Below are 10,649 nucleotides of genomic sequence, written 5' to 3' on the forward strand. Positions count from 1 at the left end.
GGCGGTGACCGCCGGGGGGCGGGCGGGGATGCAGGCAGGTCGACCGGCGCCGGTCGGTTGACCATGGCCAGCCAGATGTGCAGGGCGGCGATCCACAGCGCGGTGGCCCCGGCTATGTGCAGCTCCACCAGCGCGACCGGGATGCCGGTGAAGTACTGGACGAACCCGACGCCGGCCTGGGCGGCCGCGATGGCGGCGAGCGCGTTGCTCGCGCGGACCGCCTCCCGCGGCCCGCCGCCGGCACGCACCGCGAGGACCGTCGCGATGACCAGCCCGACCAGGAGCATCGCGGCGTCCGCGTGCAGCTGCGCGACATTGGTGATGTCGAACCCGAACCGTTTCGCCTCGGTGGAGTCCCCGCTGTGCGGCCCGGTGCCGGTGACCACCGTGCCGAGGACGAGCACCGCCCCGGCGACACCCACCAGCAGCCGGGCCAGCCAGCGCAGCTCGCGCCCGCCCGCCGGCCGGGCCGGGCCAGGGCCACAGCGGGCCCGGCGGTCGAGCGCCACGACGTCGAGCAGCAGCAGCATGGACAGCAGGAAGTGCCCCGCCACCAGCGCGGGATGCAGCTTGAACAGGACGGTCAGGCCGCCGAGCACCACCTGGCCGAGGAAGCCCAGCCACAGCCCGAACGCGAGCAGGACGAGGTCACGGCGGCGCTCGCGCAGCCGCAGCGACACCAGCGGCAGCAGCAGCATCACCGCCCCGACGGCGGTGGTCAGCAGCCGGTTGCCGAACTCGATCCAGCCGTGCACGGAGTACTCCGACTGCGTGACGAACGAGTCCTCGCCGCATCTGGGCCAGGTGGGGCAGCCGAGCCCGGAGCCGGTGAGCCGGACCGCGCCACCGGTGACCACGATCAGCGCGAGCAGCACGACGCTGACGCGGGTGAGCCGCTGGAAGACCACCGGACTCACCGTGGGTAGTCGTAGTGGCTGCCGCATGTTCATCCCCGTGGATACTACCGTCTGTAGAAGTCCGGGCCCGGCATCCTTGCTCCCACCGGCGCCCCTACTCCCATGTGAAGGTCATTCCCATCGTGAAGGTCATTCCCATCTGAAGGTGCGGGCCGCCAGCGCCAGGGAGCCGGCCGCCCAGGCGCACAGCACGACCAGATCGCCGACGGGCAGGCCGGCGCCGTCCCGCAGGACGGCCCGCAGGCCGTCGGAGGCGGCCGCGGTGGGCAGCGCCCGGCCCACCGCCTCCAGCCAGCCCGGCAGCTCGGACAGCGGGACGATCACCCCGCCGACGAGCAACAGCAGCAGGTAGACGCCGTTGGCCGCGGCCAGCGTCGCCTCCGCCCGCAGGATGCCCGCCATCAGCAGCCCCAGGCCGCAGAACGCGACGGTGGCCACCAGCAGGAGCAGCGCCACCCACCACGGCCGGCCATGCGGGTGCCAGCCGAGGGCGAACCCGACGGCGACCAGCACCGCGACCTGGATGATCTCCACGGCGACCACGGCCAGCGTCTTGCCCGCCAGCAGGACCGAGCGCGGCAACGGGCTCGCGCCGAACCGCCGCAGCACGCCGTAGGAGCGCTCGAAACCGGTCGCGATCGCCTGCCCGGTGAACGCCGTCGACATGACCGCGAGCGCCAGGATGCCCGGGACGAGGAAGTCCACCGAGCGGGCGCCGTCGGTGGGAAGCACGTCCACCGCGCTGAAGAACAGCAGCAGGCCGACCGGGATGACCAGGGTGAGCAGCACCGACTCCCCGCGCCGCAGCGTCAGCTTCAGCTCGATCAGCGTCTGCGCGCGCAGCATGTCCCACCGGCTCGCCGCCCCCGGTGAGGGACGCAGGTCCAGCGGCGCTCGCGTGCCCACGGCGGAGCGGGGGCCGGCGGCGGCCGGCTTGGCCGGCTTCCCGCTCCGGCCGCCGGTCGGCACCTCCGTGTCGGTCATGCCCGCAACGCCGAACCGGTGAGTTCCACGAACACGTCCTCAAGACTGCGCTGTTCGACCTGGAGGTCCTCGGCCATGACGCCGTTGCCCGCGCACCAGGCGGTCACCGCGGCGAGCATCTGCGGGTCGACCTTCCCCTGTATGACATAGCGCCCGGGCGGTCCCTCCCTGGCGACGGTGCCGCTGGGCAGGGCCAGCTCCAGCCGGTCGATGTCGAGGCCGGCCAGCGCCCGGAACCGCAGCTCCCCCTTGGCGCCGCCGCTGGTCAGCTCGGCCGGGGAGCCCGCCGCGAGGACCTTGCCGTGGTCGACGATGACGACGTGGTCGGCGAGCTGCTCCGCCTCGTCCATGGCGTGGGTGGTCAGCACCACGGTGACCCCGGCCATCCGCAGCTGTTCGATCAGCTCCCAGGTGGCCCGGCGGGCCTGCACGTCCATGCCGGCGGTGGGCTCGTCGAGGAAGACCAGCTCCGGACGGCCGACGAGGGCCATCGCCAGGGACAGGCGCTGCTGCTGGCCGCCGGAGAGGCGGCGGTAGGGCACCCCGGCCATCTCGGCGATGCCGACGCGCTCGAGCAGGGCGGTGACGTCCAGCGGGTCACGGTGGTGCGCGGCGAGCAGAGCGAGCATCTCACCGGCGCGGGCGCCCGGGTACACCCCGCCGGACTGGAGCATGACCCCCACCCGTGGGTGCAGCGCGGGCCCGTCACGGGCGGGGTCGAGGCCGAGTACCCGCACGTGGCCGGCGTCCGGGCGGCGGAACCCCTCGCAGATCTCGATCGTGGTTGTCTTGCCGGCGCCGTTCGGGCCGAGCAGCGCCGTGACCGACCCCGCCACAACGGTCAGCGATAGATCGTTGACAGCATGTATGGCTCGGTCCGAGCGTGGCCAGTATGTCTTGACCAGGCTGGAAACCTCGAGTGCCAGGTCGTCCGCCACACACGCGATCCTACGGACCTTTGCCGTCGTAGGTGCGACCGGAACCCGCCCGGATACGGTCAGAACACACCGGCGGCCCGCCCGCGGCGCCCACCGGGCAGCCATCGGTGGCCGGGAACGGCCGGGAGCCGGGAAGGCCGAGAGCGAGCCCGAAGGTGCGGGAGAGCGGGGGAGAGCGGTGAACAGCGCGGGGAGCGGCTCCGGGAAGGGCGCGGGAACAGCGTCGGGAACCGGGAGCGGTACCGGGGGCCGGGAGCGCTGTCGGGGGCCGGGAACGGTCGGTGTCAGGGACGAGGTCAGGAACGGGCCTGGCCGCGCCGCCCGCGCGGCGGGGCAGGCCGCTGCCCGGCCCCCGGCTCGACGAGCGCGCCCCACGCGCGCAGCCGCTCGTAGAGCAGCGGCGGTGTCGTGCTGTAGAGCCGTGCCAGCGAGAGCAGGTCCGTGCGGCGCAGGCGTAGCACGTCCCGGGAGCTCTCCGAGCGCAGTACCTGCACGATCGCGATCCAGCGCCGCAGCGGGCCGGTCCGGGTCGGTGGCAGTTTGCGCAGCCGGTGCAGGTCGATGGCCAGCGGCGGCAGGCCGGCCAGCTCGGAGCGGTCCGTCTGGGAGGGGATGAGCACGACCGCGGCCACGTCGTAGAGCTCGGCGAGCTCCATCAGGCGGTGCACCCGCAGGGAGCGGCGCCCCCGCTCGTAGGCGCCCAGGGTGCCGGCGGTCCAGCGCCCGTTCGTACGTTCCTGGACGTCGACGAGGGACATGCCGCGCCGGTGGCGGGCGGCTCGCAGCCGGCGCCCCAGCTCCGCCGCGTAGTCGTCGCGCCGCGGGCTCGTGTCGGCACCGCTGGCCCTGCCGGCACTGGTGCCGGCGCTGGCCCTGCTGGCGCTGGTGCCGGCCGTACCCACTCTGGCTCTACCGGTGCCGGCGCTGGCTTTACCGGTGCTGGCCCTGCTGGCGCTGGTGCCGGCCGTACCCACTCTGGCTCTACCGGTGCCGGCACCGGCCGTGCCGGTCGCGCCCGTGCCGGCTGTCCCGCCTGTACCGATACCGCCTGCATCGGCTTCGCCGCTGTCGGTGTCGGTACGGCTGGTGTTGGCGGCGTCCGGGATGGTTCCGGAGATGCCGGCCGGGTCAGCGTCGGGCTCAGGAGCGCTGTGGTCGGCCTCGGTCACGGTCTCCGTCCGGGTCGCGTCGGACCGGAGGCGCGTTCCGCCTCCGGCCACAGCCTGTCAGGAGTTGGTCTGTGAGATGGCCGGTTCACACGATGACAGCCGGATGCGGGTGGTCTCCGTGTGGTATCGCCGCGTACCGATATGCCGCCGTCTATACCGGCGCCGGGGGCCGCCGGCGAGTGTGGCGGATCAGACGCTCGCTCCAAGCGGACGCTCTTCGCCCAGCTCAGATGCCACGATGGTCGGGTACCGCGACAGATCACGTCGTACCGGCGGGCCGGGGGGTTAGACCCACGGCGGGAAATAAGGCACAGTGGTGTTGTGAAAAGCATGCCCGACACCTCCAACGGTACGGCGGCCGACGGCCGGACCCGTGACCGTGTCGCGCGCCTGCTCCTGGAGCTCGGCCCCTCGACCGCGGTCACACTCTCGGCACGCCTCGGCCTGTCGCCGGCGGCGATCCGCCGCCATCTGGACGCGATGCTCGCGGAAGGCACGATCACCACCCGGTCGGCCCGTAACCCCGGCCCGCGCGGCCGTGGCCGCCCGGCCCGGGTCTACCAGCTCACCGCCGCCGGCCACGCGGCCGGCCCGACCGCGTACGAGGACCTGGCCACCAGCGCGCTGAGCTTTCTCGCGGACGTCGCCGGCCAGGCGGTTGTCGCGGAGTTCGCCGAGGCGCGTGCCGCCGAGCTGGAGCGGCAGGTACGGGCCGCGGTCGCCCGGGCCGACCCGGCCGACCGGCCGGCGGCGCTGGCGGCGGCGATGTCCGCCGCCGGTTACACCGCGAGCACCTCGCAGCTGCCGACGGGCGTCCAGATCTGCCAGCACCACTGTCCCGTCCAGCATGTCGCCGAGCAGTTCCCCGAGCTCTGCGGCGCGGAGACCGCCGCGTTGTCGCGGCTGCTGGACTCGCACGTCCAACGGCTCGCCACCATCGCGCATGGTGACGGGGTGTGCACGACACATGTTCCGCTGGAGACCCGGGAACCCCAGCAGCCCGAGAAGAGCGGCGACGCCGCGGCACCCCCCACGGTCGTGCCGGTCGTGCCGGTCGGGACGCCGACGTCCGCGGCGGCCGTCAGCACACCTGGTTCCACACCTGTCACTCCCACCACCGCCACCTCTCTCACCTCCTCGGAGGGTCCTGCCATATGACCACCACTCCTGAGACCGAGATCGACAGCCGGCTTGAGGGCCTGGGTGCCTACAAGTTCGGCTGGTCCGACACGGACGCCTACGCGGCGACCGCCGAACGCGGGCTGTCCGAAGCGGTCGTCCTGGACATCTCGGCCAAGAAGGGCGAGCCGGAGTGGATGACCCAGCTTCGGCTGAAGGGTCTGAAGCTGTTCGGCCGCAAGCCCATGCCCACCTGGGGCGCGGACCTGTCCGGGATCGATTTCGACAACATCAAGTATTTTGTCCGTTCGACCGAGAAGCAGGCGGAGAGCTGGGACGACCTGCCGGCGGACATCCGCAACACCTACGACAAGCTCGGCATCCCCGAAGCCGAGAAGCAGCGTCTGGTCTCCGGCGTGGCGGCGCAGTACGAGAGCGAGGTCGTCTACCACAAGATTCGTGAGGATCTTGAGGAGCAGGGCGTCATCTTCCTCGACACCGACACCGGCCTGCGGGAGCACCCGGAGATCTTCCAGGAGTACTTCGGCTCGGTCATCCCGGTCGGGGACAACAAGTTCGCCGCGCTGAACACCGCGGTGTGGTCCGGCGGCTCCTTCATCTACGTCCCGCCGGGCGTGCACGTGGAGATCCCGCTGCAGGCGTACTTCCGCATCAACACCGAGAACATGGGCCAGTTCGAGCGGACTCTGATCATCGTGGACGAGGGTGCCTACGTCCACTATGTCGAGGGCTGCACCGCGCCGATCTACTCCTCGGACTCGCTGCACTCCGCGGTCGTGGAGATCGTCGTGAAGAAGAACGCCCGCTGCCGCTACACGACCATCCAGAACTGGTCGAACAACGTCTACAACCTGGTGACCAAGCGGGCCGCCTGTCAGGCCGGCGGCACCATGGAGTGGATCGACGGCAACATCGGCTCCAAGGTGACGATGAAGTACCCGGCGGTGTGGCTGCTCGGCGAGCAGGCCAAGGGCGAGGTGCTCTCGATCGCCTTCGCCGGCGCCGGCCAGCACCAGGACGCCGGCGCGAAGATGGTGCACGCGGCGCCGCGGACGTCGTCCACGATCGTGTCCAAGTCGGTGGCCCGCGGCGGCGGCCGCACCTCCTACCGCGGTCTGGTGCAGATCCAGGAGGGCGCGCACAACTCGCGGGCGACGGTGAAGTGCGACGCCCTGCTGGTCGACACGGTCAGCCGGTCGGACACCTACCCCTACGTCGACGTCCGCGAGGACGACGCCTCCATCGGGCACGAGGCCACCGTCTCCAAGGTCGGGGAGGACCAGCTCTTCTACCTGATGAGCCGCGGGCTGTCCGAGGACGAGGCGATGGCGATGGTGGTGCGCGGGTTCGTCGAGCCGATCGCCCGCGAGCTGCCGATGGAGTACGCCCTCGAGCTCAACCGACTGATCGAGCTGCAGATGGAAGGCGCGGTCGGCTGATGGTGACAGCTCCTGTCCACAACGGCTCACAGGGCTCACAGGGCGCGCCGGGGCTGCCGGGCTCGTCGGACGGGTCGTCCGCCGCCGCCGGCGGCACCGCCACCGCCACCGTGCCGGCGGGGTCGTCGACCGGCCTGCCGTTCGGCTCCCGGCCAGGGGTGGCCGCGGGCGCGCCGGCCGGGCGGCCCGACAGCCGGCCGCGGCTGGTGCGTTCCCGTGACCCGCAGGCGCATCCCGTCCCGACCGGGCGTGAGGAGGAGTGGCGGTTCACCCCGCTGCGCCGCCTGCGCGGCCTGCTCGCCGGCCCGGAGGCGACCGGCGCCGCCCTTGAGGTGGGCGTGCAGGCCCCGCCGCCGGTCACGGTCGAGCACGTCGGCCTCGACGACGCGCGTATCGGGCGGGTGCTGACCCCGGTCGACCGGGTGTCGGCGTTCGCGATGACCCGGGCCGAGCACGCGGTCGTGATCACTGTTCCCGCCGAGGCCGCGCCGGCCGAGCCGGTGGTCGTGCGGCTGCACGGCGGCGGCGGGGTCGCCTACGGGCATCTGGTCGTCGAGGTCGGCGCGTTCGCGTCCGCCACGGTGGTGCTCGACCACACCGGGGCGGCCACGTACGCCGGCAACGTCGAACTGTCGGTCGGTGACAGCGCGTCGCTGACGTTGGTGTCGTTGCAGGACTGGGACGCCGGCGCGGTGCACGTGGCCGCGCACGCCGCCACGGTCGGCCGGGACGCGCGGTTCCGCTCGTTCACCGTCACTCTTGGTGGTGATCTGGTACGTCTGTCACCCACGGTCACCTATGCCGGGCCCGGTGGGGACGCGGAGCTCTACGGGCTGTTCTTCACCGACGCCGGCCAGCACCAGGAGCACCGCCTGCTCGTCGACCACGGCCCGCGCTCGTGCCGCAGCCGGGTGGCCTACAAGGGCGCACTGCAGGGCGACGGCGCGCACGCGGTGTGGATCGGTGACGTCGTGATCGGGGCGGACGCCGTGGGTACCGACACCTACGAGCTCAACCGCAACCTCGTCCTCACCGACGGTGCCCGGGCGGACTCGGTGCCGAACCTGGAGATCTCCACCGGGGAGGTCACCGGCGCCGGCCATGCCAGCGCGACCGGGCGGTTCGACGACGAGGCGCTGTTCTACCTGATGGCGCGGGGCATCCCGGCGGACGAGGCGCGGCGCCTGGTCGTCCGGGGCTTCTTCGCCGAGATCGTCGACCGGATCGAGATCGGCTCGCTGCGGGAGCGGATCACCGCGGCGGTCGAGGCCGAGCTTGGCGGGGTCGTGTAGTGGGCGGTTTCCAGCGGGTGTGTGCCCTGTCCGACCTGAGCGAGGACCTCCCGCTCGGGGTGGAGGTCGACGGCGAGCCGGTGTGCCTGGCGCTGTCGGGCGGGCAGGTCTACGCCATCCGTGACGAGTGCTCGCACGCCGACGTCATGCTCTCCCAGGGCGAGATCGAGGACGCGAAGATCGAGTGCTGGCTGCACGGCTCGCAGTTCGACCTCACCACAGGTGAGCCCCTGGGGCTGCCGGCGACCGAGCCGGTGCCCGTCTATCCCGTGAAGATCGATGGTGACGACGTTCTTGTGGACGTCGGGGAGTCATAGCGCACGGCGCGCGGCGCATGTCAGGGCAGCGCGCGGGCCCGGTGGGGCAGGCGCCCCACGGAGCGGTTCCCGCGGCGCGGGGCCACGGTGCGCGGCGCGCGTCACAGATAGCGGTTTGAGGAGACTGAACTAAAGTGTCGACCCTTGAGATCCGTAACCTCCACGTCTCGGTGGAGACCGACTCCGCCGAGGGGAGGGAGATCCTGCGCGGCGTGGATCTGACGATCCGCCGCGGCGAGACCCATGCGATCATGGGGCCGAACGGCTCCGGCAAGTCGACGCTGGCGTATTCCATCGCGGGCCACCCCAAGTACACGATCACCGAGGGGACGGTGACGCTGGACGGCGTCGACGTCCTCGCGCAGAGCGTCGACGAGCGGGCCCGTACCGGGATCTTCCTGGCCATGCAGTACCCCGTCGAGGTGCCCGGGGTGTCGGTGTCGAACTTCCTGCGCTCGTCGGTGACGGCCGTGCGCGGCGAGGCGCCCAAGCTGCGGACCTGGGTCAAGGAGGTCCGCGAGTCCATGGCGACGCTGGAGATGGACCCGGCGTTCGCCGAGCGCAGCGTCAACGAGGGCTTCTCCGGCGGTGAGAAGAAGCGCCACGAGATCCTGCAGATGGCCCTGCTCAAGCCGAAGATCGCGATTCTGGACGAGACCGACTCCGGCCTCGACGTGGACGCGCTGCGGATCGTCTCCGCCGGCATCGAGTCTGTCCGGTCGGCGGGGCAGACCGGTATCCTGCTGATCACCCACTACACCCGCATCCTGCGGTACGTGAAGCCGGAGTTCGTCCACGTGATGGCCGGCGGCCGCATCGTCGACTCCGGCGGCCCGGAGCTCGCCGCAGTCCTGGAGGACACCGGCTACGACCGGTACGTGAAGACGACCGAGCCGGCCGGGACGGCGGCGTGACGATGACCGATACGGAAACCGACCCGAGGACCGGCAGCAGGCCTTCGCCCATCCTCGCCGGGGTGGGCGGGCCGAGGTCCGGCTACGACGTCGAGCGGGTCCGCAAGGACTTCCCGATCCTGGCGCGGCGGGTCCACGACGACCGGCCGCTGGTCTACCTCGACAGCGCGGCGAGCTCGCAGAAGCCCACCCGCGTCCTCGACGCCGAGCGGGACTACTACGAGCTGCACAACGCCAACGTCCACCGCGGCATCCACACGCTCGCCGAGGAGGCCACCGCGCTGTACGAGAACGCCCGGGACAAGATCGCGGCGTTTATCGGCGCACCCCGGCGCGACGAGATCGTCTTCGCCAAGAACTCCTCCGAGGCGCTGAACCTCGTCGCCTACGCGATGAGCAACGCGGCGGTGTCCGGCCCGGAGGCGGAGCGGTTCCGGCTCGGGCCCGGCGACGAGGTCGTCATCACCGAGATGGAGCACCACTCCAACCTGGTGCCGTGGCAGATGCTGTGCCGGCGGACCGGGGCGACACTGCGCTGGATCGGCATCACCGACGACGGCCGCCTCGACCTCTCCACCCTCGACCAGGTGATCAACGAGCGGACGAAGCTGGTCTCGTTTGTGCACCAGTCGAACATTCTCGGCACGGTCAACCCGGTCGCGACGCTGGTCGCCCGGGCCCGCGAGGTCGGCGCGCTCGTCGTGCTCGACGGCTCCCAGTCCGTGCCGCACATGCCGATCGACGTGACCGCGCTGGGGGTGGACTTCCTCGCCTTCACCGGCCACAAGATGTGCGGGCCGACCGGTATCGGCGTGCTGTGGGGCCGCAGCGAGCTGCTGGAGGTCATGCCGCCGTTCCTCGGCGGCGGCGAGATGATCGAGCTGGTGACGATGGAGTCGTCGACCTACGCCGACCCGCCGCACCGGTTCGAGGCCGGCACGCCAATGATCGCCCAGGCGGTCGGTCTCGGCGCCGCCGTCGACTACCTGACGGATCTCGGCATGGACGCCATCGCCGCGCACGAGCACGACGTCACCGCCTACGCCCTCGAACAGCTGACCGCCGTACCCGGGCTGCGGATCATCGGGCCGGCGGACGCGGTCGACCGCGGCGGCGCCGTCTCGTTCGTCCTGACCGGCTCCGACGGCCGGGCGCTGCACCCGCACGACGTCGGCCAGCTGCTCGACGAACTCGGCGTCGCCGTTCGTGTTGGACAGCACTGTGCCCGCCCGGTCTGCCTGCGCTTCGGCGTGCCGGCCACGACCCGGGCGTCCTTCCACCTGTACTCGACCCGCAGTGAGGTCGACGCGCTGGTGGAAGGTCTGGGGCATGTCCGGAGGTTCTTCGGGACGTGAAACTGGACTCCATGTACCAGGAGATCATCCTGGACCACTACCGCAACCCGCACCACCGCGGGCTGCGCGAACCGTTCGACGCCGAGGTCCACCACGTCAACCCGACCTGCGGCGACGAGGTGACCCTACGGGTCAGGGTCGCCGACGGTGTGGTGACGGATGTCTCCTACGAGAGCGAGGGCTG

At 71.7% G+C, this 10,649-nt stretch carries 10 protein-coding genes and 1 pseudogene; 7 read left to right on the forward strand and 4 right to left on the reverse strand.

What is annotated here, in order from left to right:
- From AC5LSR_RS18720 to AC5LSR_RS18735, 4 genes are all read right to left on the reverse strand, one after another.
- The coding region (locus AC5LSR_RS18720; protein WP_493468743.1) for a COX15/CtaA family protein at positions 1–944 on the reverse strand (944 nt) is incomplete at its 3' end.
- A gap of 102 nt (positions 945–1,046) precedes the next feature.
- The gene (locus AC5LSR_RS18725) at positions 1,047–1,901 is read right to left on the reverse strand and encodes an ABC transporter permease (protein WP_250283295.1); all 855 of its coding nucleotides are present in this window, start codon (positions 1,899–1,901) and stop codon (positions 1,047–1,049) included.
- A complete protein-coding gene (locus tag AC5LSR_RS18730; RefSeq protein ID WP_250283293.1) occupies positions 1,898–2,839 on the reverse strand; it encodes an ABC transporter ATP-binding protein in 942 nt (313 codons plus the stop codon). Before AC5LSR_RS18730 ends, AC5LSR_RS18725 begins: the two co-directional genes overlap by 4 nt.
- A gap of 296 nt (positions 2,840–3,135) precedes the next feature.
- Positions 3,136–3,636 (reverse strand): transcriptional regulator, encoded by a 501-nt coding sequence (locus AC5LSR_RS18735; RefSeq protein ID WP_250283329.1) that lies wholly within the window; start codon positions 3,634–3,636, stop codon positions 3,136–3,138.
- A 702-nt stretch (positions 3,637–4,338) separates the two neighbouring features.
- Between AC5LSR_RS18735 and AC5LSR_RS18740 the strand changes: the two genes are divergently transcribed.
- The 7 genes and pseudogenes from AC5LSR_RS18740 to AC5LSR_RS18770 all read left to right on the forward strand — a co-directional run.
- On the forward strand, positions 4,339–5,166 hold the full coding sequence (locus tag AC5LSR_RS18740; RefSeq protein ID WP_493468740.1) for a helix-turn-helix transcriptional regulator: 828 nt from the start codon (positions 4,339–4,341) through the stop codon (positions 5,164–5,166).
- On the forward strand, positions 5,163–6,587 hold the full coding sequence (sufB, locus tag AC5LSR_RS18745; RefSeq protein WP_250283290.1) for a Fe-S cluster assembly protein SufB: 1,425 nt from the start codon (positions 5,163–5,165) through the stop codon (positions 6,585–6,587). Before AC5LSR_RS18740 ends, sufB begins: the two co-directional genes overlap by 4 nt.
- Positions 6,587–7,879, forward strand: coding sequence for a Fe-S cluster assembly protein SufD (gene sufD / locus AC5LSR_RS18750; protein WP_493465406.1), 1,293 nt, complete (start codon positions 6,587–6,589; stop codon positions 7,877–7,879). Before sufB ends, sufD begins: the two co-directional genes overlap by 1 nt.
- Positions 7,879–8,196, forward strand: a complete 318-nt coding sequence (locus tag AC5LSR_RS18755) for a non-heme iron oxygenase ferredoxin subunit (RefSeq protein WP_250287467.1) — start codon at positions 7,879–7,881, stop codon at positions 8,194–8,196. Before sufD ends, AC5LSR_RS18755 begins: the two co-directional genes overlap by 1 nt.
- 134 nt (positions 8,197–8,330) lie before the next feature.
- Complete coding sequence (sufC, locus tag AC5LSR_RS18760) at positions 8,331–9,110, forward strand: Fe-S cluster assembly ATPase SufC (protein ID WP_250290701.1); 780 nt, start codon at positions 8,331–8,333, stop codon at positions 9,108–9,110.
- A gap of 2 nt (positions 9,111–9,112) precedes the next feature.
- Positions 9,113–10,465, forward strand: a complete 1,353-nt coding sequence (locus AC5LSR_RS18765) for a cysteine desulfurase (RefSeq protein ID WP_250290704.1) — start codon at positions 9,113–9,115, stop codon at positions 10,463–10,465.
- Positions 10,462–10,649, forward strand: a pseudogene (locus AC5LSR_RS18770) (iron-sulfur cluster assembly scaffold protein); the annotation flags it as partial. The gene AC5LSR_RS18765 and the pseudogene AC5LSR_RS18770, both read left to right, overlap by 4 nt.

It is taken from the genome of Protofrankia sp. CiP1_Cm_nod4, assembly GCF_982290645.1.